The sequence below is a fragment of the Erythrobacter litoralis HTCC2594 genome (assembly GCF_000013005.1).
GTDB lineage: Bacteria > Pseudomonadota > Alphaproteobacteria > Sphingomonadales > Sphingomonadaceae > Parerythrobacter > Parerythrobacter litoralis_A.
Genome location: NC_007722.1, coordinates 660,048 through 683,577, shown reverse-complemented (window position 1 = coordinate 683,577; position 23,530 = coordinate 660,048). Strand labels below are relative to the sequence as shown.

General features: G+C 63.5%; 16 protein-coding genes. 2 read left to right on the top strand and 14 right to left on the bottom strand.

Annotation, left to right across the window (positions count from 1 at the left end; genetic code table 11):
- Nucleotides 1-4: 4 nt before the first annotated feature.
- From EL2594_RS03200 to EL2594_RS14850, 7 genes are all read right to left on the bottom strand, one after another.
- The gene (locus tag EL2594_RS03200; RefSeq protein ID WP_011413615.1) at nucleotides 5-778 is read right to left on the bottom strand and encodes a TrbG/VirB9 family P-type conjugative transfer protein; all 774 of its coding nucleotides are present in this window, start codon (nucleotides 776-778) and stop codon (nucleotides 5-7) included.
- Nucleotides 775-1,950, bottom strand: coding sequence for a type IV secretion system protein (locus EL2594_RS03195; protein ID WP_011413614.1), 1,176 nt, complete (start codon nucleotides 1,948-1,950; stop codon nucleotides 775-777). The genes EL2594_RS03200 and EL2594_RS03195 overlap by 4 nt, the downstream gene beginning before the upstream one ends.
- The gene (locus EL2594_RS03190; RefSeq protein ID WP_011413613.1) at nucleotides 1,947-4,385 is read right to left on the bottom strand and encodes a VirB4 family type IV secretion/conjugal transfer ATPase; all 2,439 of its coding nucleotides are present in this window, start codon (nucleotides 4,383-4,385) and stop codon (nucleotides 1,947-1,949) included. Before EL2594_RS03190 ends, EL2594_RS03195 begins: the two co-directional genes overlap by 4 nt.
- Nucleotides 4,386-4,415: 30 nt before the next feature.
- Entirely contained in the window at nucleotides 4,416-4,700 is a 285-nt protein-coding gene (locus EL2594_RS03185; RefSeq protein ID WP_011413612.1) for a type IV secretion system protein VirB3, read from the bottom strand.
- Nucleotides 4,701-4,707: 7 nt separating this feature from the next.
- A complete protein-coding gene (locus EL2594_RS03180; protein WP_011413611.1) occupies nucleotides 4,708-5,013 on the bottom strand; it encodes a TrbC/VirB2 family protein in 306 nt (101 codons plus the stop codon).
- A 3-nt stretch (nucleotides 5,014-5,016) separates the two neighbouring features.
- The gene (locus EL2594_RS03175) at nucleotides 5,017-5,646 is read right to left on the bottom strand and encodes a lytic transglycosylase domain-containing protein (protein ID WP_049762526.1); all 630 of its coding nucleotides are present in this window, start codon (nucleotides 5,644-5,646) and stop codon (nucleotides 5,017-5,019) included.
- Between the two features lie 168 nt (nucleotides 5,647-5,814).
- Nucleotides 5,815-6,135, bottom strand: a complete 321-nt coding sequence (locus EL2594_RS14850; protein ID WP_011413609.1) for a hypothetical protein — start codon at nucleotides 6,133-6,135, stop codon at nucleotides 5,815-5,817.
- Nucleotides 6,136-6,362: 227 nt separating this feature from the next.
- Here EL2594_RS14850 and EL2594_RS03165 point away from each other — a divergent pair, with 227 nt between their 5' ends.
- Together EL2594_RS03165 and EL2594_RS03160 are read left to right on the top strand one after the other, a co-directional pair.
- Nucleotides 6,363-7,964, top strand: coding sequence for a hypothetical protein (locus EL2594_RS03165; protein ID WP_011413608.1), 1,602 nt, complete (start codon nucleotides 6,363-6,365; stop codon nucleotides 7,962-7,964).
- A 129-nt stretch (nucleotides 7,965-8,093) separates the two neighbouring features.
- On the top strand, nucleotides 8,094-10,808 hold the full coding sequence (locus EL2594_RS03160) for a TonB-dependent receptor domain-containing protein (RefSeq protein WP_011413607.1): 2,715 nt from the start codon (nucleotides 8,094-8,096) through the stop codon (nucleotides 10,806-10,808).
- A 70-nt stretch (nucleotides 10,809-10,878) separates the two neighbouring features.
- On the opposite strand, the gene EL2594_RS03155 is transcribed toward EL2594_RS03160, so the two are convergent.
- From EL2594_RS03155 to EL2594_RS03125, 7 genes are all read right to left on the bottom strand, one after another.
- The gene (locus tag EL2594_RS03155; RefSeq protein ID WP_011413606.1) at nucleotides 10,879-11,895 is read right to left on the bottom strand and encodes a LacI family DNA-binding transcriptional regulator; all 1,017 of its coding nucleotides are present in this window, start codon (nucleotides 11,893-11,895) and stop codon (nucleotides 10,879-10,881) included.
- A gap of 66 nt (nucleotides 11,896-11,961) precedes the next feature.
- Nucleotides 11,962-13,464: a tryptophan halogenase family protein gene (locus EL2594_RS03150; protein WP_011413605.1), complete on the bottom strand. Its 1,503-nt coding sequence runs from the start codon at nucleotides 13,462-13,464 to the stop codon at nucleotides 11,962-11,964.
- A 37-nt stretch (nucleotides 13,465-13,501) separates the two neighbouring features.
- Nucleotides 13,502-15,547 (bottom strand): glycoside hydrolase family 97 protein, encoded by a 2,046-nt coding sequence (locus tag EL2594_RS03145; protein ID WP_011413604.1) that lies wholly within the window; start codon nucleotides 15,545-15,547, stop codon nucleotides 13,502-13,504.
- 4 nt (nucleotides 15,548-15,551) lie between these two features.
- Nucleotides 15,552-17,165: an alpha-amylase family glycosyl hydrolase gene (locus tag EL2594_RS03140; protein WP_011413603.1), complete on the bottom strand. Its 1,614-nt coding sequence runs from the start codon at nucleotides 17,163-17,165 to the stop codon at nucleotides 15,552-15,554.
- 5 nt (nucleotides 17,166-17,170) lie between these two features.
- Nucleotides 17,171-19,012: an alpha-amylase family glycosyl hydrolase gene (locus tag EL2594_RS03135; protein ID WP_041685027.1), complete on the bottom strand. Its 1,842-nt coding sequence runs from the start codon at nucleotides 19,010-19,012 to the stop codon at nucleotides 17,171-17,173.
- On the bottom strand, nucleotides 19,012-20,541 hold the full coding sequence (locus EL2594_RS03130) for a tryptophan halogenase family protein (RefSeq protein ID WP_011413601.1): 1,530 nt from the start codon (nucleotides 20,539-20,541) through the stop codon (nucleotides 19,012-19,014). The genes EL2594_RS03135 and EL2594_RS03130 overlap by 1 nt, the downstream gene beginning before the upstream one ends.
- A 115-nt stretch (nucleotides 20,542-20,656) precedes the next feature.
- Nucleotides 20,657-23,356, bottom strand: coding sequence for a TonB-dependent receptor (locus EL2594_RS03125; protein ID WP_011413600.1), 2,700 nt, complete (start codon nucleotides 23,354-23,356; stop codon nucleotides 20,657-20,659).
- Nucleotides 23,357-23,530: the final 174 nt, after the last annotated feature.

The following is a 23,530-nucleotide window of genomic DNA, read 5'->3' as shown; positions in this document are numbered from 1 at the left end:
ATCCTCAGCGCCCGCCGGCAAGCTGGGCTTGCTGGGGCGAGGCCGGTTTGCCGACCGGCCCGGTGTTGACGAGAGTCGCGACTTCATCGCCCGACCGCAGAATGATCTCGCGCGGGACACCGTCGACCACGATGGTGTTGCCCCGCACGGTAAAATTGACCGGGCCCTCTTCACCTTCGACATTCTTGACCAGTATTGCCGGAACGGGGGTCCTCGTATCCCATTCGAGGAAGGTCGCTTCGCCATCGTCGAACGCGCGCAGCGGAAACAGCGCAGGGTCGCCATCCTTGGCCCATGACCAGTTGAGGGTCGCCGGGTCGATCACGGCATAGGGATCGGTCGCCGCCGCCACTTCCAGCGGGTTGGCCTCTCCGGTCGCCGCGAGTTGCGCGTCCTGCTCGTCCTCCGGCTCCTCCGGATAGGTGAAGCTCAGGACATAGAGCGGATTGGCGCGCGGGCTCGCGATCAGGTCGAACAGGTAGGTGTGCTTGTTGGTGACCACCGTCATATTGGTCTTGGCGGTAGCTTCGAGCGGTTTCACGAACAGCAGGTTGGCGCGCTTGTTGGGCGTGACCTGCCACGCAGTGCTGTCGCCGATCGCGACGTTTTCGATCGACTCGTTGTCGCCGAACTTGATTGTCGCTTGCACCTTGGTGCGGCCCTCGATGGTGACCACGCGGGACGGATCGTAGAGTACCTCGACCAGGCGTGAATCCTGGGCCGCAAGCGGTGTCGCCATCAGCACGAGTGAGAGCGCGGGAAGACCTGCGCGGATCATTTCATTTTCTCCATTGATCGCGGCGGCGCGGACTTGAAACGTGTGCCAAGCCCGCGAGTGCGCGCGGTGGGGTCGCTAGCGGGGGTTGCCTGACCGGCACCTGAAGCGGCAGCGACGACGCGCGTTTCGCGTACCGTGGTCGGACCGGCAGAGCCGCCGCTGTCGTTCGCAGCAACGGCCGGGATCGAAGCGGCAACCGCAGTCCGGCGTGCACTGGCGGCGGCAGCCGTCGTATTGGCGGCCTGTGCCGCCTGATCGCCCTGTACCGTGACACTCTGCGCGGACTGGCGTGCGGCAGCGTTTTCGCTGCGCTCTTCGGTTTTGTCGGCCATGCCGAAAACTCGCCAGCCGGCGACCATCGTCCCTGCGACCTTCAGGACCATCACCATCAACGCGACATGCACCGCACCGACCATCAGGAAGGCCATGGCGGGGCGCGCAGGGATTTCGCCGGGATTGGCGGTGAGCGCCGACAGGATCGGGACCGACAATTCCAGCATCACGCTGCCCGCCAGCACCGCGAAGAGCGGCGTCATCGCCAGCATGACCACGCCCTTGAGCCAGCCGGTGAACAGACCGCGCGTGCCGTTGAACAGCGCCATCACTACGAAGATCGGCCCCAGCGCGACCGGCAGCGCCAGCCCGATCCGTGCCGTCACCAGCACACCGACGGTGCCGAGCATGAACAGCAGCGCGCCCATCCACAGCATGCCGGGCGGCGAGAACGCTTCGATGTCGGTCTGTCCGGCCGAAGCCTGTTCGACCGCGAGGAAAACGATGTCGACCTTGCTGGCGAAGGTCATCGTGGCCGAACCGCTGTCGCCGGTCAGCACGCCTGCCAGCCAGTCCGGTGCGCCGAGCGCCAGGTTCCAGACCACGCTCTGGTATGCGACCCAGCTGGTCGCGAAAGTCAGCACCAAGCCGACCGTCAGCATGCGCGGCGTCAGCGAGCGGATCGAGAGGTTCGACCGGCCCGTGATGAGCGCGAAGGCGAAAAAGGCGACATAGAGCGTCAGCAGGATCGTCAGCACCGTGCCGAGCGCGCCGCCCGGGGCGAACAGACGCCCGAAGGCGGTGCCGGTCACTTCGGCAGCAACGCAATCGACCGCCTGCAGCGCGGCGGCAATCCCGCCCGCCGCCTGCGACAGGACAAGATCGCACTGCGCGCTCATTCGGCAGCCTGCTTGAAGGAAATGGCGGTGACGTCCGCGCCCGCTTCGGTTTCTTCCGAGGGGTCACCCGGCCAGGCATGGCCGGTAAGTGCGGGGAACCAGTCGGCGGGATTGTCCCCGACCGCTTCGCGCAGCAGATCGAGGCGGCGCACGCTGCTTTCACGGCCCGAGAGGACAGTCAGCACCTCGGGCGCATTCGACAGGTCGAGTCGTACCACCACGCTGGCATCGGGCTGGCGCACGAGGAAGCAGCGGCTATGTGCGGGCAGCGAGCGGATCAGCGCCAGTTCGTGACTGGTAAGGCCGAAGCCGTCGCAATAATCCTCCGCCCGGGCGCGGCTGTTGGGCATGAAGACCATGGTGGCGGTCTGCTCGACCAGCGCAGTCGAGATGCGGCTTTCCAGCGCGTCGGCAGCGCTCTGCGTGGCAAAACCGACCAGCGCGTTGCGCTTCCGCAGCGTCTTGAGCCAGTCGCGGATGCGCGCGGCGAAAACTTCATCGTCGAGCGCCTTCCAGCCCTCGTCGATAAGGATCATCGCCGGGTTGCCGTCGAGCCGTTCCTCGATGCGATGGAACAGGTACATCATGGTCGGCGTGCGCAGCTTGGGATTTTCCAGCAGCGCCGTCATGTCGAAGCCGAGCGTTCGATTGTCGAGGTCGAGCTCGTCGCGCTGGTTGTCGAACAGCCATGCATGCTCGCCCGAGTGGATCCAGGCCGACAGGCGATCCGGCAGGTCCCCCGGCTCCGGACGCCGCGACCCCGACAGCAACTCGCGGAAATTGCGCAGTTGGCGCAGGCTGGCATCGTTCTCGTAGGCGGCGTCGACCGCGTGGGCGATCGTCTGCAATTCTTCCGGCCCCTCGGCTTTCAGTAGCACGCCGAGCCAGTCGCGCAGGAAAGCGCGGTTGGCGGCGCTATCGGGCAAAGCGAGCGGATTGAACCCGGTCGGCTCTCCGGCATAAATCCGGTCGTACCGCCCGCCGATCCCGCGCACGAACAGTTCCGCGCCGCGATCCTTGTCGAACAGGATTGTGCGCGGTGCGAATTTCTGCGCCTGCGCGGCGAGGAAATTCATCACCACCGTCTTGCCCGAACCGCTCGGCCCGATGACGGAGAAATTGCCCAGGTCGCCATTGTGGAAGTTGAAGAAGAACGGCGTCGCGCTGGTCGTTTCCAGCAGCGTGACGGCATCGCCCCAATGGTTGCCCGCCGCCTGCCCCAGCGCAAACCCATGCAACGAACCGAAGCTCGCCATATTGGCCGAACTGATCATCGCGCGGCGCACGATATAGGCTTCATTGCCGGGCAATTGCGCCCAGAAGGCCGGTTCGAGATTGGTGTCTTCGCGCACCACCACCGCGCCGGTATCGGCCAGCGCAGCGGCACAGGCGGCGCTGGCATCGTCGAGCCGGGGAAGCGTGGTCTCGCGCACCAGCACGCTTAGGTGATGATCGCCGAACCCGACCGCGCCATTGCCCAGCGCATCGCGCGCGTTCTGCATGTCGGCGCGTTCGGCGGTGGCTTCCTCGTCGACCGAGCGCAGGCGCCGCAGCGACAGGTCGATCCGCTCGCGCGCGGTGGTCCGCTCTTGCGGTGCATAGGTCTCCGTCACGATCATCTCGTAAGGCAGGCGCAGCAGGCTATCGAGCAGGCCGGGGCTGGTCGCTTCGGGATAATCCTTGAGGCTGAGGATGGCGGAGAAATCGGGATCGCCCGCCCCGCGCTGCTCCATCGCGTCGAGTCCGAAACTGGCGCGGCGATAGGGCAGCATTTGGCCGATATCGACGTCCTCGGCAGGGCGGCGCACCGGCTTCATCTCGCCATTGTAGAGCGCGGAAAGGAGCTCCAATATCTCGCTGTTGGTGCCGCCGGAAGGCCCCTGATATTCCCCCAGCAGGCTCGCACCATAGGCTTGCAGCGAGGCGATCAACCCGGTTGCGGCAGCCTGCAGCGAGCGCAGTTCGCGCGGATCGGCCTCAAGCTCTTCCTTGCGGCGGCTGAACCATCGGCTCGCGCGGTCGGCAAGGCCGGCCTTGCCACGCGCGGGACGGCGCACGAGGGTTACAAACTGGTCGTTGATAAACAGCGAGCCGGACCCCAGCCGTTCCTTCCACCGCGCATCGATGTGGCGGCTTAGCGGGTCGGGAAACTCGGCATCCAGCTCCACCGCGACCCTGCGGCGAATGACGTGGTGATAGAGCACGAAGCGCGAATCCAGTGTCGAGCGCAGCACGACTTCGCGCGTCGCCGCATGGGCGTTGAGCGCGTCGCTGTCCTCGGTCTCGAACAGCAGGCCCGGCACCTGGATCGCCATCATGAGCGAGCCATCGCGCAATTGCAGTGTGTTTGCGTCGACCAAGCGCGCATAAGGAAGGCGGTCGCCGGCGCTGGCTTCCTTCGCGCTCATCGCGGCGGGGCCGATCCACTTGCTCATGCGAATGCTCTTTCCGGCGAGACTGCACACTCAGGGCGCATAGCTGTTGCACCCCCACGTCTTGTAATTCTTCACCCGCGGACACATCGAGACCTTGGTGATCCAGAGGTCGAAAACGCGCGGTTCGCGCAGGCTCACGAAATATCCGATCGCATGGGTGATGATCGGGACGGGAATGATCCAGAAGCTCTTGAGGATCAGGAAGGCGATCGTCGTCACCATCAGGTTGATGATGAAGAAGTTCATCGTCACCCCGGCAAACATTTGCGGCCGGGTGAGTGCGCGATGGACGGGATGGCGGACGAGATCGGTCATGCCTGGCCTAGCCTGCCGCGCTTTGGATACCGGCGACAATCGTGGTCGCGCCGAACAGGATGAAGACGCCGATGATCACCGTCGCGCCGAAGCGCCAGTTGATCCGCCCGGTCAGCATCATGAAGCCGACGGCGGCGACGGCCATGACCGCGACGGCGGTCGCGACCGAGCCGAGCAGCGTGCTCTGCATCCAGGCCAGCGCGTTGACAATCGGTCCCGAGCCCGCAGGGTCGGCAGCCTGCTGGGTCTGGGCAAGAAGCGCCGTCGGTGTCACCAGTGCCGCAAGCGCGGCGAGGCGGGAAAGCGAACCCATCGATTATTGATCCTTCCGGGAATGATTGGAGAGGCGCCCCATGATGGCCGCCACGTAATGTTTCGTTTCGCGAATGTTCGGAATGCCGCGCGCTGCGAGCACTCGGCCCGGCCCCGCGTTGTAGGCGGCCAATGCCTTTTCCAGGTCGCCGTCGAAACGGTCGAGCTGTTCGCGCAGATAGCGGGCACCGCCTTCGAGATTGGCAAAGGGATCGTCCGGATCGACGCCGAGATAGCGCGCGGTGCCGGGCATCAATTGCGCCAGCCCCCGCGCGCCGGCATGCGAGACAGCCTTTTCGCGCCAGCGGCTTTCCTGCCAGACCAACGCTTCGATCAGGCTCGGGCTGAGGTCGAACCGGTGAGAGAGTTCCTGCACCTTGGCCTGATACGCCACCGGCACACCGCGCGCAGTCAGTCGCGGATCGGTCGTTACCGTCACAGGCAGGCCCGCGACACTTTCGGGCACGATTGCATATCCGGCGGACAATTCGGTCGAGCCAGGGGCAGCCGCAACGCCGCCGGCAACCCAGCGCGCACCATCGTCACCAATTTCCATGACGTCCGCCCATGCAGGAGCGGATATCGAAGCCAGCATAGCAAAAAAGGCAAGCCGGCCCGATCTCACGAGAATCATCGAGCCCTCCATATACGACCCCATCGCCTTTTTGCATGACATGCGAGTGACAGCAAATGAAGGCCAAGTCCGGTTACCGCATAGAGTAAACGGCCCGCAGCGAGATGCCGCGAGCCGCCTTAACGAGACATGGCCGACTATTCCGACGCTAATGCGCTCCTTCGCGGGTTACCTCACCGCGAGATTGACCGGGGCCTGGCGGCGATCGATCGCCAGCATACCGCGCCGCGCGATTTCCGCCGGATACATCCAGCGCCCGTCGGTCGTTTCCAGCTTGTATTCGGCATGCATCCTTTCGACCGTGGCGTAGAGGCTACGCGCCTTGTCGAATTCTCCGTCCACCGCCAGCGCTGCTGCGCGATTGAGCATCGGTGCGAATGCGGTTTGCTGAGCTGCCGTGTCCTGGCCATCCCGTTCCCCGGTCACGACGACCGGCGCGGTCTGCACGGACAGGCTGAGGGCGGCAATCGTGGCGGCAGTCATAAACATGGCATCTCTCCTTGGTGGCAGTTTTATGACACATTTACCCAGAACGCAACATTTCCGTCATATTGCCGCCCATGCGCCAACCTCGTCGCGTGCCCTGTGGAAAGTCACACAACCGCAAGAAAGCGACAAAAAGCGTCACGCAGCGCGCCTAGCTCCCCGAATCGCGAGTGAGACTCGCACGCAATTCTCTTCCCGATTCCCGGGCCAGATTTAGGGGACCGTCCGCTGTGATTACCTTCCACCGCTCGCTCATTCTCGGCTGCAGTGCCATCGCTCTTGCCGGTTGCGGCGCCGACGAAATCGTCTCGCCCGGAACGGGCGGCGACGTCATCATCAACAACCCGACGCCCTCGCCGACACCCACGCCGACGCCCACCCCGACATCGACGCTGGTGACCCCGGCCGCGGGTTGCCCGACCATCGCCGATCCCGCCGGTCTCACCGATGCCGGCACTATTTCCGGCCCGACAGGTGAATATCGCGTCTGCCGGCTTCCGGCCGCGTTCTCGACCTCTTCCACCCTCCCGCGCATTGCCGGCCTGCTGTATCAGATCGACGGCCAGGTCGATGTCGGGACCGATGGCGGCCCGGCCCCCGACGCCTCCGACGGCGCTTCGGATTCGAATGTGGTCCTCACCATCGAGCCGGGCGTGATCCTGTTCGCTTCTGGATCGAGCTTCCTCAACGTCAATCGCGGCAACGATATCGCCGCCAACGGCACCGCCGCGCGCCCGATCATCTTCACCAGCCGCGACAACGTGCTCGGCCTCAACAACGCCAATTCGTCCGGCCAGTGGGGCGGCGTGATCCTCAACGGTCGTGCGCCCGTCACCGATTGTTCGGCCACCGGAGCAACGCCGGGCACCGTGAACTGCGAACGCCTCGTCGAAGGTGCGACCACGCCGCCGCGGTATGGTGGTGCGACGCCGGGCGACAGTTCGGGCTCGATGACCTTCGTCCAGATCCGTTATTCGGGTTTCATCCTTTCCAACGGTGACGAGCTGCAGTCGCTGACCACTGGCGGCGTCGGCAGCGGCACCACCTTCAACAACGTCATGAGCTACAACAGCTCGGACGACGGCATGGAGTTCTTTGGCGGGGTCATCAATGGTCGCCGCATCGTCGTGGTCGGAGCGGAAGACGACTCGCTCGATACCGACACCGGCGTGAAGGCGAACTTCCAGGAAGTGATCGTGGTGCAGCGCGCAAGTGCCGGCGACACCATCATTGAAGCCGATTCTGCGAACACGCTCGAAGAAAACACGCCGCGCCAGAACACGCGGATTTCCAATGCAACCTTCATCGGCAACAGCGCCACCGGCGATCAGCTGATCCGCATCCGAGGCAAGGCCGACTTCACGATCGTCAACTCGATCCTGTTCGACCAGAAGACCGCTGCACCGACGCCATGCCTGCGTATCGACGGCTCCGACACGCTCAATCGAGCAGCCAGCACGGCGCTGGACGAAGCCGGGCCGGTGGTCTTCAACTCGTTCGTGCTCGATTGCGGCACCGATTTCCGCGACAGCTCGGGCGGCGTGGCGGCGGCCCAGATCCAGGCGCGTTATGATACCGGGTCGAACAACAATTCGGGCTTCACCAACTCGCTGACCGGCCTTGGCGGCGCCCCGTTCATCAACGGCGCCAACGAGAACGGCGTGACCGTGTTCGATCCGACTGCCCTGTCCAGCTTCTTCACCTCGCTTGGCTACATCGGCGCGGTTCAGAACGCGGCCGGCAACTGGGCCGAGACCTGGACCTGCAATTCGCCAACCGTGACCCTGGGCACCGCCAATACCGGCGCCTGTTCATCGCTGCCTACGACCTGAGCGGATGATTGAGTGGGGGAGGCGGACCATGATCGCCTCCCTCCTTCCTCGCCCGACCATCGCACGCAGCCGGGCCCGGTGCCCGGCAAATGTGCACAAGCATTTCATTTTGTGACGGGATTTCAAACCATGTCCATCGGCAAGCAGTTGGCAGGATGGCTGCTTTTCACCACCGCACTGACATTCCCAGCTGCGGCATTGGCGCAAGACACGGGCGCGCAAGACACGGGCGAAGAGCCCGATACGCCCCCCGCCGACACGCAAGAGGGCGCTCAAGATGACCCTCGGCAGGACCCTGTTGAAGACGAGGCTCCCGAGGTATCGATCCCCGGCGGCGGCAACGTCATTACCGTCACCGGTCGCCGCGGCCCGCGCGATATTACGCGCAGCTCGACACAGGTGGTCTCGGTTCTTTCGTCCGAAGACATCGCCCGCACCGGCGATGGCGACATCGCCAGCGCCATCAGCCGCGTCACAGGCCTTTCCGATAACGGCGACGGGCGCGTGTTCGTGCGTGGCCTCGGCGATCGCTACTCGCTCGCGCTGCTGAACGGCCTGCCGCTACCGAGCCCCAACCCGCTCAGCCGCGTCGTACCGCTCGATATCTTTCCGACCGATATTATCGCCTCCAGCCTCGTCCAGAAGACCTATTCCGCCAACTTCCCCGGCGAGTTCGGCGGCGGTGTCATCAATCTCACCACGCAGGCCGTGCCGGACGAAGGCTTCGTCAAGATCAATTTCGGCGTCAGCGGCGATTCGATCACGACGTTCGAGGACTCGATCCAGTATTACGGCACCCGCCTCGACAAGTTCGGCTTCACCACCGACCGCCGCGACCCGCCGCCCGAATTGCAGCGCTTCCTGAATGGCGATACGCAGCTGTCCGACTTGACGCTCGCCGAGCAGCAGCGCATCGCCGTGCAACTCAACGAGCCGAACCTCAACGTGGTCCAGCGCATCGGAAAGACGCGCCCGAATTTTTCCGGCGGTATCACGATGGGCGGCGCAGTCGATATCGAGGACGCCCGTCTCGGCGCGATTGCGACGTTCAATCTCAGCAACAGCTACCGCACTCGCAGCATCATCTCGCAGACGCCGGACGACCTCGATCTCAACCTGCGGACCGATTTCCGCGATTTCGTGACCGACAACCGCATCCTCGCCAACGGCCTCGTCGGTTTCGGACTCGAGGTAGGCAAACACCGGTTCCGCTGGACCAATGTCTATATCCGCGACGTACTCAAGCAGGCGGTGATCTCCGAAGGCGAGAACATCCAGGACGGCGATACCGAGCGGCAGCAGAAGACCGGCTGGTTCGAACGCCAGCTGATCGACAGCCAGCTGATCGCGGAACTCGAATTCGGCGAGCTCGAATTCGACCTGCGCGGCGGCTATGCCCAGACCGACCGCGAGAGCCCGTACGAGTACGAGTTCCAGTATGTCCGCACCAACAATCCGGGCGATCCGACGGGCGAAATCTTCGTCAATCCGCTCAACCGCATCCGCGGCGACCTCGCCACGATCGCCTTTTCGGACCTGACCGAGAAGCTGTGGTACGGCGGCGTCGACGTCACCTACCCGGTCATCCCCGATATCCTGTCGGTCACGGTGGGCGGCGCTTACAGCGACACCAGCCGAACCTCCTCGTTCCGCGAGTTCCTGTTCGATTCGGACTCCGATTTCCCCGCCGGGGTCGGCGCGCTGCGTCCCGACCTGCTGCTGGGCAATGCCATCATCGAATTTTTCGATGTCGGCCTGTTCGAAACCTCGCAGGTCTTCCCGGTCTTTGCCGCCGATCTCGAGACCAAGGCAGGTTACATCAAAGGTAACCTGACCCCTCTCGAAGGCCTGACCATCGATATCGGCGTACGCTACGAAGACGCGACGCAGTCGGTCGCGCCGGTGCAGGTCTTTGCCAACCAGCAGAACCTCGATGCGGTTACGCAGATCGCCAACGACTACTTTCTGCCCGCCGGCACGATTACCTACGATTTCGGCAATGGCTTCCAAGTCCGCGCGAGTGCGTCCAAGACTATCGCTCGCCCGCAATTCCGCGAGCTGATCTTCCAGCCCTACACCGATCCCGAGAGCAACCGCACCTTTGTCGGCAACCCGGCGCTTCAGGACAGCGAACTGATCAATGCCGAACTGCGCGCCGAATACTATTTCGGTTCGGGCAGCCGCGCGGCTATCGCGGGCTTCTGGAAGAAGATCGACAATCCGATCGAGCCGTTCTCGGCTTTTACCGACAACGACCAGATCACCCAGTTCGCCAATGCGCCCGAAGCGACGCTGTTTGGCGGCGAGGTCGAGCTGCAATGGAATTACGACCTGATCGACTTCGGTGGCTGGTTCGAAAGCAAGCGCGCGGTCGTCGTCGCCAACTACACCTACACCCAGTCGGAGCTGAAGGTGGACGCGGCTGACGAAACCTTTATCTTTTCTCCCGGCGTCGGTTCGGTCCCGCGTCCCGCGTCGGGCTTCTTCTTCGATGGGCGCCCGCTGACCGGGCAGTCGGACCATATCGGCAACCTGCAGCTGGGAATGGAGGATCTCGACAAGCTGCAGCAGGCGACCTTCATCATGTCCTATGCCAGCGAGCGCGTTACCAGCCGCGGCGCGGGCGGTTTGCCCGATATCGTCGAAGATCCCGGCTTCAGGCTCGACTTCGTCGTGCGGCAGGGGATTACGGTCGCGGGCGTTCCGCTGGAACTTAAGGCCGAAGCACGCAACATCACCGGACGCGACAATTTCGATTTCATCTCGTCCGGCGCCAACCGTATCGAGGTCAACACATACGAGGTCGGGCGCAGCTTCAGCTTCTCGATCTCGGCCGAATTCTAAGCGGCAAAATAGAACACAAGACCTGCGGCCGCTCTTTCCGGGGCGGCCTTTTTTTCGACTACGGAGAAGCTCAGCGCGCGCTGGCGCGTTCGACAAGATGGACCGAAACGCGCCGGTCGCGGTCCTCGTCGGCCCCGCCCAGCGCCGCTTCGACGAGGTTGAGCCCGGCCTCGGCAAAGTCCGGCTCGATCGTGGTCAGCGGGGGTGAGGAATGCGCGCCGACTCCAAGCCCGTCGAAACCGATCACGCCGAAATCCCCGGGCACGGATTTGTCGGCCTCTCGCAGCGCGGTGAGCGCACCCAGCGCCATGGCATCGCAGGCGGAAAATACAGCGTCGTAGCCGGTTTTCTGCGCCAACAACGCCTTCACCGCACCCGCCCCTTGCGCCTCGCGCGTCTCGCCACTGGCGGTGACGGCGTCGAAGCACGGCAAGCCCGCGGCCTCCAGCGTCTCGCAATAGCCCTCGTATCGTTCGCGGAACTGCCGCTGCGCGCCGTCGGTTTCGCCGATGAAGCCGATCCGCTTGTAACCGCCCTGCACCAGACGTTCGACGGCGAGGCGTGCCCCGGCCTTGTTATCGGAGCGGACGTAACCTGGCCCGTCGAAGGGCGAGCCCCAGAAGGCCATTCTGGCCTGGGTCTCGCGATAGTCGTCGAAATAGCGCCAGGCCTCGCGATTGGTCGCGGTGCCCAGCACCACCACCGCATCGGCTTGACCACGCTCGATGAACTGGCCGAAAAAGTGCTCGGGTTCGGACTGGATCGAGACAAGCGCCTGATAGCCCCGCTGCGCCGCCGCCGTGCAGACGCTGCCGAGCAAGGAGTAGTAGAACGGGTTGACGCTAGCCGCGCCCTGCCCCGCCCGACCGATGACGACGACCGCGATGGTCTTACTCTTGCCGCTGCGTAGCCGCGCGGCGCGTTCGTCGACGACATAGCCCAGTTCGCGCGCGGCTTCGATCACGCGAGTACGGGTGGCTTCGGTGATGGTGGGGGAACCGGAAAGCGCGCGCGAGACGGTCGATTGCGACACGCCCGCTTTCGCTGCGACATCGAAGGACGTCAGTCGCCGCTCATCCCTGCTCACGCTATATCCCCACCCGAGTGTGTTGTGGCCGCTCAATGGCCGCAAATACCCGGTCCGGTCAATGTGTCAGGAAGCGATGGGATCGTAGGACGGAAAATTCTGCGCGCACGCCTCCAGCATGGCGCGCGCTTCTGCCGGATCGGCGGGGCGGATTCCCTCGGGCACTGCTTCCATGCGCTCCTGCGGCGGGAAAGTGCCGTAGCCTGCGAAGAGGCAATGCCAGCTGGCATTGGCATAATAACGCTTGCCGCCATAGGCTTCGTCATTGGCGGCGTGGATGTCCTGGTGCCGGAACCAGGCGGTCATCATTGTCTTGAGGCCATTGGAGAGCCGGTCGTTCGCCGCATTGTCGCGCCAGTACTGCGTGTCGCTGCGCTGGTTCACGCGGTAGTGGGCGACGATATAGTCGCGAATGCCCTCATACCTCGCGGCGATCGAGGCGTTGAAGGCATCGCGATGCTGCGGGCCGTAACCGCCCTGCTCATAGGCTTGCGCGAATTCCAGCGCAGTGACGATGACGATGTGCAGCGCGGTCGCTTCGAGCGGTTCGAGGAAGCCTTGCGAGAGGCCCACCGCCAAGCAATTGCGGGTCCAGCTGTTCTCCAGCCGCCCGACTTTCATCTTGAGGAAGCGCGCTTCTGGCCCGTCACCCGCCAAGCCCAACGCACCGCGCAATTCCGCCTCGGCGTCCTCGTTGGAAATGTATTTCGAAGAATAGACATAGCCATTGCCAACCCGCGTCGTGAGCGGGATCGACCAGCGCCAGCCCGCCCTCATCGCGGTCGCTTCGGTCTGCGGTTTGAACGGCGCGCCATGCCCGGTCGGCAGCACGACGGCGCTATCGTTGAACAGGTTCTCGGCGAAGGGTAGGAATGTCGCGCCCAATTCCTGCTCCGCAAGCATCGCGCGGAAGCCCGAGCAATCGACGAAGAGATCGCCTTCGATCCGCTCGCCGCCTTCGCACAGCAGTGCAGCGATATCGCCATCATCGGCCCGCTCGACTGCGGTCACCTTGAGCGGGCGATGCACCACACCGCGCTTCACCGCCCAATCCCGAAGAAAGGCGCCCAGCGCATAGGCATCGAAGTGGTACCCGTAGCTCGGGGCGAAGGGGAAATTCTCCGCGGCGATCGGCGACTTGCCCGCTTCGCTCAGATGCGTCGCGAGAAACCAGTCGTCCGGATGCGCCGCCACGTCGATCTGGTGCCGCGCCAGCATGCAATTGCCGATAAAACCCGGCTCGCTATGCAGGTCGATCGGGCCGGGGAACGGGTGGTAATAGCTCTCGAAACCCGCCCGCTCGCTCCAGCCGTTGAAGCGGATGCCGAGCTTGTAGGTGGCGTTGCAGGCAGGCATCCATTCGCTCTCGGCGATGCCGAGCTGGTCGAAGAATGCCTTGAGCTGCGGGGTCGAGCCTTCACCCACGCCGATAATGCCGATCTCGGGGCTTTCGACGACGGTGACGGAACCGCCCTTCTCCGACCATTGCCGGTGTAACAGGCAAGCGGTGATCCAGCCCGCGCTGCCACCGCCCAGAACCACGACATTCGGCGCCTTGCTATCGCTCATTCTCGCGGGACTATCGGATCGAGGGCCAACGGCAAACCTAGTCTTTCGGCTTCAACTGCATCGCCAGGCCGCCACCCGGCGCCAACCGAACGGTGTAGCTGTCGCCCTTGCGCACGGTCAGCGTGTCATAGGCGATATCGTGGCGCTTTTCGGTCAGGTAGGTCGCCTCGGGCCCGTCCTTCCAGACACGCGCGGTGTAGCTTTGCCCTTCTTCGAGGAAGTCGAAATCCAGGGTCAGGGTACGCTCGGTCGCATCGTTGATGCCGCCGACATACCAATCCTCGCTATTCCGGTCCTTGCGCGCAAAAATCGCGTAATCGGCGACTTCGCCAGCGATCAGCTTGCTCTCGGCCCAGTCGGCCGGGACCATCTTGATGAATTCCAGCTCGCGCGGATATTGCTCCAGGCTCTCGATGAAATCCGCCGCCATCTGGATCGGCGAATAGATCGCGAGATAGAGACCAAGCTGCTTGGCCAAAGTCGAGGCGATCGGCACATCGTTGTCGCCCTTCAGTGACAGCACGCCCGGCGTGTAATCCATCGGGCCGGACAGCATCCGCGTATAGACCAGTGTCGGATCGTGCTCGGGCCCGTTGTTGAATGGCCCCCAAGCGTTGTATTCCTGACCCCGCGCGCCTTCGCGGGCGACCCAGTTTGGATAGGTGCGGCGCAGGCCCGTAGCCTTGACCGGCTCGTGCGGATTGACCGCGACGCGGTTCTTGGCGGCTTCTTCCAGCACGCGTAGATGGTGCTGCACCATGCGCTGGCCATCATGCCATTCGAAGACCTCACCACCATCGGGCTCGCACGGATCGGAAATGTCGGCGTTGCAGGAGATGATCCCGCCGGCATCGGCGACGTAGCCGGTCTTGACCACATCGACGCCGCTCTCGCCGTAAAGCTTCATCGCATCTGCCAGCTGCGCCTCGTAAACATTGATGTTTCCACCCGTTTCATGATGGCCGACGATGTGTACGCCCATCTCGCGTGCGTAGTCGGTCACTTCCTTGAAATTGAAATCGGGATAGGCTTCGGTGAAGCTGTAATCCCGGCCATTGCCGAACCAATTACCGTCCCAGCCGACATTCCATCCTTCGATGAGGACGCCGCGAAAGCCGTGCTCGGCGGCGAAGTCGATATACTCCTTGGCCCGCTCGGTCGTCGCGCCGTGGCGCGGGCCTTGTGCCCAGGTCCAGCGGTTGGAGATCATGCCCCACCAGATGCCGATATACTTGTTGGGCGTGAACCAGCTGACATCGCCCAGCTTGTTGGGCTCGTTGAGGTTGAGTTCGAGATCGCTCTCGACCAGCCCTGCGGCATCGTCACTGATGCGGATCGTGCGCCATGGCGTGGTGAAGGCACCCTTGCGGACCACTTTGGCCCCGCGGCTCGACGGCGCGAGCGTCGCGCGGAAACGCTGCCCTTCGATGCGCTTGAGCCACATGCCCGAATAATCGACCAGCGCAGCCTCGTGGAACGACAGGTGCGTGCCGTCCTCCAGCCGCACCGTCATCGGCGTGTGCGCGGTCGAGACACCGGTGATCGGCGTTTCCTGGTAGATATATTCGTAGCGGTTGAACGCTCCGGCATTGATCCACCAGGCCGTGCCTTCGCCAGCGATCACGAATTCGGTGAGCTCGTCGGCAATATTGGTGGTGCTGCCCTCTTCGGGGGCAGCGAATTCGTAGCGGAAGCCAATCCCGTCGTCGAACACCCGCATGCGAACTGAAAGCACGCGGTTCGAGGTCTCGCGGGTCTCCTGCAGTGTCACGAACAGCTCGTTATGCCGATCGCGGACGAAACGCCGCTCGCCCCACGGCTGCTCCCACGTGCTTTCCGAACCGGTCATGCTCTCGCCAGTGACGACGAAATTGCGCCGCATCGGTTCTTCATCGGTGAACAAGAAGCCCAAATCGCTTTCCGCGATCAGTTCCTTGCCGTCGCGCTCGACGCGGTAGAACGGCACGCCGTCGCCATCGACATCCACTTCGACAGTGATCCGGCCATCGGGAGACGACACTTCGGCTGCGGTCAGCGGGGTGGCGAGCGCCAGCGAAGAGGCGGCGGCAAGGAGCAAACGCATCGGATCAGATCTCCAGGATCAGCGCGCCATAGGGCGGCAAGGTTTCGGGGGTAGCCTGATTGACCGAGAGAAGGACAACGCCCGGGACATCGGTCAATTCGCGCGTTTGGGGGCCGAGATTGAACAGGCAACGCAGCCGCTGGCCATCGGCGGTGCGGGTCAGGTCGAGCAGGCTGCCGTACGGGCCGCAATTCTCCACCGCACCGTGATGCAGCGCCGGATTGGCCTTGCGGAGCGCGATCATCCGCCGCGTAAAGGCGAGCAGCGACCGATCGTCCCCGTCCTGCCTGTCCACGGCCTTGCCGAAGTTCTCGACCCCGACCGGCAGCCACGTATCGTCGGAACCGAAACCCGCGCATTCTTGCGTCGCTTCCCACGGCATCGGCGTGCGCGCACCATCGCGGGAGAGCGTCAGCGGCCAGTTCGCGATCGCTTCGGGATCGTGCAGCTGGTCGAAGGGAATATCGACCTGCGTCAGCCCCAGTTCCTCGCCGTAATAGAGGATCGCATTGCCGCGCAGGCTCATCAGCAGCGCCATCTTGAGCCGTGCAAAAGCCTCGCGGTGTTCGGGCGCGCACCAGCGCGAGAGCGCGCGCGGCGCATCGTGGTTTTCGAAAGCCCAGCTCGGCCAGCCGACACCGTCTTCGTCGGGCCATTGTGCCAAGGCACCACAAACGAGGCCGGGCGTCAGCTTATCGGCATAGAGGAAGTTGAAGCCATAGGCGGAGTTGAGATGTTTTTCGCCTTCGGTGAACGCCTTCATCTCGCCTTCGGCTTCGTCCCCGCCGACTTCGGCCACGGTGAAGATCGCATCGTAGCCATCGGTCACCTCGCGGATGCGGGCGACGAAATCGGGGATCGCCGGATGCGACATATTATGTTGCTTGATCTGGAAATCGAACGGCCTTGTGCGCGGCTTGTTGCTCGGCGGTGCGGGCGGATTGTCGCGCAATTCCGGATCGCACATCAGGAAATTGAGCGCGTCGATCCGGAAACCGTCGACCCCGCGATCGAGCCAGAAGCGCGCGACATCGAGCAGCGCTTCCTGCACGCGCGGATTGTGGCCGTTGATGTTGGGCTGACTGCTGAGGAAATTGTGCAGGTAATACTGGCCGCGGCGCGCGTCCCATGTCCACGCCGGGCCGCCGAATACGCTTTGCCAGTTGTTCGGCGGCGACCCGTCGGGCTTTGCATCGGCCCAGACATACCAGTCCGCCTTGTCGCTTTCCTTGCTGGAGCGGCTTTTCGCGAACCAGGGATGCTCGTCGGAGGTGTGCGAATAGACCTGGTCGATCAGCACCCGCAGGCCGAGGCTGTGCGCCTTGGCTATAAGCACGTCGAAATCCTGCAGCGTGCCGAACAGCGGATCGACATCACAATAGTCGGAAACGTCGTAGCCGAAGTCCTTCATCGGCGATTTAAAGAACGGCGAAATCCAGATCGCATCCACGCCAAGCGAGGCGACGTGGTCGAGCCGCTGGGTGATGCCCGGCAGGTCGCCGACACCGTCGCCATTGGCATCCATGAAGCTGCGCGGATAAATCTGGTAGATCGTCGCGCCGCGCCACCATGGCAGCGCGCCTGCCGCCTCGGCGGAGGGGTTGCTGGCAGTTGCCATGGTCCTCAGTCGTCCTCCCCGTCCGTCAACTCGCACGCGGCATAGCCGAATGCAGGCAGCGTCATCGTGACAGAGCCCGGCGCCGCGATCCCGGCGGCGCAAGGTCCGACCAGCGCCTGCACACCGGTCACGTCGTAAGCGATCTCGATATCGCGCGTGATCTCTTCCCTGCTGGTGTTGAAGGCCAACAGCACGCGCTGGCCGCTCTCCGGATCGGTGCGCGTGAGCGAGAACAGCCCCGGCTCGCGATCGAAGGTGCCGAGCGTGTGCCGCCCGGTCTTGAGCGCCGGATTGGCGAGGCGCACCGCCGACAACCCCTTGATCAGGCGATAGAGCGGATGCTGCGTATCGTAATTGTCGCCCGCGGTCGTTGCGTCGGTGCCGAGCAGGTCGTTGTCGTTGTAGGCATCGACCCGGCTCGGGAACATGTTCTCGCGTGCCAGCTGGTCGTTGCCGTCGGACACGAAGCCCTGCTCGTCGCCGTAATAGATCGTCGGCACGCCGCGCAGGGTCAGCATCATGGCATTGCCGAGCATCACGCGCTTGAGGAGCTCGTCGTTGTCGGCATCCGGATTGGCCTGTTTCACGAACATCGAAAAGCGGCCCATATCGTGGTTGCCGAGGAAGGTCGGGTTCTGCAGCGCGGTCTCTTCACCTTGCGCGTAGAGGATATCGCCGCGCAGCATTTCATAGAGCACTTCGGGGCTGGCGCTTTTCGCGACCACTTCCTGTACCGCCGCCTGGAAGGTGAAATCCAGCACCGCCGGCATCCGGTCACGGATCGTATATTGATGCAGCCCGCCCGGTTGCGGCCCGGCCCAATAGACTTCGCCGAAGATATGGAAATTGGGAATGCCCGCAGCTTCCGCGCGTTCGAGCATGGCGGGCACGAAAGCCTGCCAGAATTGGGGGTTTACATGCTTGACGGTATCGATGCGAAAGCCGTCGATGCCGAAGCGGTCGATCCAGCTGCCGAAGATCTCGATCATGCCCTCGACCACTCGCGGGTGCTCGGTGAAGAGATCGTCGAGCCCGGCGAAATCGCCATAGAGCGCGCTCTCGCCCCACCACTCGCTGTCACCGCGATTGTGGTAATAGATCGGATCGTTGAGCCAGATCGGGACCTTGATGTCCCTCTCCGCCTCGGAAACGACCGGTGAATAGGCGTAATCCGGGTTCACCAGTCTGGCCCAATTGGCCTCACTCGAATCCTGGTCGCCGTTGAAGCCCGGATTTATCCGCTCGCCGTCCGGCCCGTAGCGGGTCGAATACGGGTAAGCCCCCTTGCTGCGATAGGCGTATTCGCCCTCCGCATAATTGATCACGTCGGCGGTGTGGTTGGTGATGATGTCCATATAGACCTTCATCCCGCGTGCATGGGCGGCGTCGACGAAGGCCTCGAACTCGGCATTGGTACCGAAATGCGGATCGATTTGCGTGAAGTCGGTGACCCAGTATCCGTGGTAGCCCGCGCTGACGGTTTCAGGCTTGGAGAAATCGCCCTGCACCGGCTTGTTCTTGAAGATCGGTGCGAACCAGATCGCGGTCACGCCCATGCCCTGGATATAGTCGAGCTTTTCGGTCAGGCCTTTGAGATCGCCGCCATGATAGAAGCCCTTGTGGGTCGGGTCGTAACCGCTCTTGAGCCGGTCCGCTTCGTAGCCGCCCAAGTCGTTCGAGGCATCGCCATTGGCGAAGCGATCTGGCAGGACGAAGTAGATCACTTCATCGGTCGGCGCACGATCGCGGACGCTGGCGAGCGTTTCGGCGGAGGGTTCCTGCGCGAGCGTTGGCGAAGTGGTGCTGGCGGCGAGCGCCAAGGCTAAAGCTGCTAGGGCGATACGCATCAGGCGGGAATCCTCTGCTGTGTGGGGGCCTGCTTTCGCGGGTCGATATGCGCGCGCAGGAAAGGCGCATGATCGGGCATGGCAGCGACCAGCCGCTGGTTGGTCTCGGCAATGCGCGCGAGCATGGCTGTGAGCTCCACTTCGGGCATGGCATCTGCGATAGGGTTGTAGTTTTCCGGTACAACCCCTTGGCCGATCAGCACTTGCAGCCAGCCGGGCTCGGTGAAGAGCTCTTCATGCTCGCGATGGACGAAGCCGCTGGCGCGGAAGGTCTCGACTTTTGTGGAGAGGGTGTCAGGCACGTCCATGGCGCGGCAGCGATCCCAGAAGGGTTCGCCTTCGCGCCCGTTGGCCCAGTAGTGCAGGATGAGAAAATCGCGGATGCGGGTCCATTCGAATTCCGCCTGGCGGTTGAATTCCGCGCGCATAGCCGGTGCCACCTCGGCACCGGGTAACATCTGCAACAGCCGCGCGATCGAGGCCTGGATCAGATGGATCGAGGTGGACTCGAGCGGCTCCATGAAGCCACCCGCCAGACCCAGCGCCATGCAGTTATGCGACCATTGCTGCGCCCTCATACCAGTCGTAAATTTCAGCACGCGCGGGTCGGCGGTCGGCGCTCCATCCAGATTGGCGAGCAGGGTTTTGGTGGCCTCGTCCTCGCCCATAAAGTCCGAGCAGAAGACATGCCCATTGCCGATCCTATGTTGCAGCGGGATGCGCCACTGCCATCCGGCCTTGCGGGCCGTGGAGCGGGTGTAGGGCGTAAACTCACCCTTGGTTTCGCAAGGCACGGCAACCGCGCGGTCGCAGGGGAGCCACTGCGTCCAATCCATGAATTCAACGCCCAATGCCCCGCCCAGCAACAGCGAACGGAAGCCGGTACAATCGACGAAGACCCCGCCTTCGATCCGGCGTTCTCCATCGAGCACCAGCGCTGCAATATCGCCGCTCTCGCCATCGCGCTCGACAGAAGCGATTGTGCCCTCGACCCGCTCGACGCCATGCGCCTCGGCATAGCGACGCAGATAGGCGGCATAGAGCCCCGCGTCGAAATGATAGGCCCACGGCATGTCCGGCACCGGCTTGCCCGGCTCGGCCTGCCACATCTGCATCTTGCCGGCACGCGAAGCGACATCGTTGAGCGCATAGTCGCTGAGTGGCCCGGCCTTGCCCGCCTGCCGGGCGCGCAACCAGTAGTGCTGGAACGGCAGTACGCCCGCGCCGTGACCGACCGTGCCGAAGGCGTGGAGATAGCGCTCCCCCTCGCCGCCCCAGCCGGCAAACTCGATTGCCAGCTTGAAGGTCCCCTGCGTCTCGCGCAGGAACTCCGCTTCATCCAGCCCCAGTGCAGCGTTGAACAGGCGAATCTGGGGAATGGTGGCCTCGCCCACCCCGACCGTACCGATAGCCTCGGATTCGACGAGGAGCACCTTGCGGCCCGCGAAACGACCGAGCGTGGCCGCTGCCATCCATCCGGCGGTCCCGCCACCGGCAATAACGATTGGAGGAAGATCGGTCGGGTTCATGGTCGGCCACCGTCGGTCTGCGCCGACATCCGTGTCGGCCCGGCGACAGTATCAGTTTGTGCAAGAGGGCGGGAGCAGGTCGGCATGCCGTCCACTCCCGCCGCCATTGCGACCCTTACCGGAAGCGGTAAGTGAAGCCTGCCAGGAAACGACGACCGTATTCCTGGTTGTCGATCACCGCTTCGCGGACCGGCACGTCGAACTGCGACACGAAGGGCTGGTTCGTCAGGTTCTGGCCCTGCAGATAGATCGACAGACCTTCCAGCGGTCCGCTTTCGAAGTCGTAGCCGATCTGCGCATCGACGATGGTTTCGGCACGGGCCAGGCGGCGCGTGATGTTGCCGCCGAAGCCGGTGAAATCGGCCAGGAATTCCGACCGGTAGCGAACGCTGCCGCGGGCGTTGAAGCCGCCCTTCTCGAAATACAGCGTGCCGTTGGCGACCCATTCCGAATAGCCCGGAATGACATCGACATTGCCATTGGCATCCTCGACCTTGGTTTCGGTCCAGCCGACGCCGCCGGTGGCGCCAAAGCCTTCAAGCGCCGGGATGATGGCATCGAACGGGATCGTCGCCGAAAGTTCCGCGCCGTAGAAGTCGCCGCCGCCGGTGTTCACCTCGGAATTGAGGATACCGATGGTCGTGGCCGGAGTGGGACCCGCCGGAAGCGGCAGGCCGGCATAGTCGAACACGGTGTTGGCACCGTCGATGTAGCTGACGAGGTCCTTGTAGAACAGTTGCAGCGCGATCACGCCGGCACCGTTGGCGAAGTACTTCTCGACGTTGAAGTCGACGGCATTGGCGCGATAGGGGCGCAGCAACGGGTTGCCGCCGCCACCATTGATATAAGGATACTGACCTGTCGGGCTCTGCCCGTCGATGGTGGTCACCACGCCGTAGCCGATCGCGGCCCGCAGGTCGTCGAGTTGCGGGCGCTGGATCTGGCGCGATGCCGCCAGACGGAACACCCAGCCGCTGTCCAAGCGTACCGAGAGGTTGGCGCTCGGGAGAACATCCCAGAAATCGTCGCCCAGCGAGATCGGCGTCTGCACGCCGCCAGGGAAGGCGATGCCGGAGGATTGCTGGCTGGTGTTGATCGCCTGCACGCCGATGTTCCCGGTCAGCACGCCGGCACCGAGCTCCTGATCGATATCCAGCTGCGCATAGAGCGTCATCAGGTCTTCGCTGATGCGATAGGCCTTGGCCGGGATATCGTTCGACGTGTTGCGGTCGAGTACCAGAACTCCAGAAGCGATCACTTCGCGCGCATCGTAGCTGACGATCGGACCGAGGCCGAGATAGCCGAGGTCGGTCGAGCGAAGCAGCAGGTTCGACGGGATCGGAACTTCGGTCGCGCCACCGGCCGGGATGACGAAGAACTCGTCCGGCGTCAGGCTCTTGTCGCGGTTGGTGTAGGACAAGCCGAGGTGCAGCTTGGAGAAGAAGCCGTCGAGCTCCTTCGCCACGCCGACGCGGTACTGCCGCAGCTCGTCTTCGATGATGCGGTCGTTGAAGTAACCGGCCTGGATGCGGCTGCCGCCCCAGCCGAGCGGGTCGGTCAGGCGGATCAGGTTCGGATCGCTGTAGTTGAGTGTCGGCGAGAAACTGGTGCCGGTGGTATCGGACATGAAGCCGATCGTATCGGTCGCGCCGACGCCGGCATTGTAACCCGTGCCCGAGTAGCTCTCGATGCTCAGCTCGTTGCGATCGGTGCGCGAGTAGCCGAAGTCGAAGAACGCGCTCCAGCCGTCGTCGCCTTCATAGGCGAGGTTGAGGCCGCCCGAATACTGGTCGGCCTTGCGCTGGAAGATGTCGTTGCGGACCACGCCTTCGACATTCTCGAAAGTACCCGAGGTTGCGAATTCGCCGAATTCGGTCGTCGTCGTCGTGGCGGTGCTGGGATCGAAGGTGGTGCCGAAGGCGCCGAAGCCCAGCGGCAGCTCAATACCGCGCTTGATCGAATCGTCGTCGAAGTTCGAATAGAAACCGTCGGCGGTCAGCATCAGCGTCGGCGTCAGTTCGGCCTGGAAGGTGCCGGTGACACCGAAGCGTTTGAGCTGGGTCGATGTGACGAAGCTTTTCGAACCGCCAATCACGAACGGGTTGGCCGCGCTGCCGTCGCCGGCATAACCCCAGGCGTTGAATTCCTGCAGCTGATAGGGCTCGTCTGTATAGGCCGCCGAGATCGCGACGCCCATGGTGTCGTCGGCAAACTGGTCGACGAAGGTCGCGTTGACACGGTAGCCGAATTCCTTCGATCCGGCGTTGAGCGCACCGAGATCGGCGTAGGAACCCTTGGCCCCGATAGCGAGGATCTGCTCGCCCGCTTCGAGCGGACGGATGGTTCGGACGTCGATCGTACCGACGAGACCCTGCCCGACCAGCGAAGCGGTCGGTGTTTTGTAAACGACCACCTGATTGACGACTTCGGAAGGATACTGGTCGAATTCGACCGCGCGGTTGTCACCGGTCGAGGTCTGCTCGCGCCCGTTGAGAAGCGTCTGCGAGAAGTCGGGGCCGAGGCCGCGGATGGCGATGACGTTGGCGCGGCCGTTGAGGCGCTGCGACGTGACACCCGGCAGGCGCGCGATGGATTCACCGATGGAATCGTCGGGTAGCTTGCCGATGTCTTCGGCCGTGACCGATTCAAGGATCTGATCGCTAAAGCGCTTCTCGGCGACCGAGCTTTCCAGCGACTCGCGGAAGCCGGAGACGATGATCATGTTTTCGTCTTCGTCCGGCGCGCTGGCCTGCTCCTCGGCATCGGTGTCCTGCGCGAAAGCGGCTTGCGGCGCGAGCGTGAGCGCCATGGCCATGCCGCTGATGCCAGCGGTAAGATACTTACGATCAATCACGTTGATACTCTCCCTGTTCCACCCACCTTGGAGCGGCAATCCCGAAAGGCTTATTCATGCGACAGACGCGCGACCCCGCACGTCTTGTGGTACCGATTAAGACACCAAAGAATTTGTATGCATAGATCGTATACG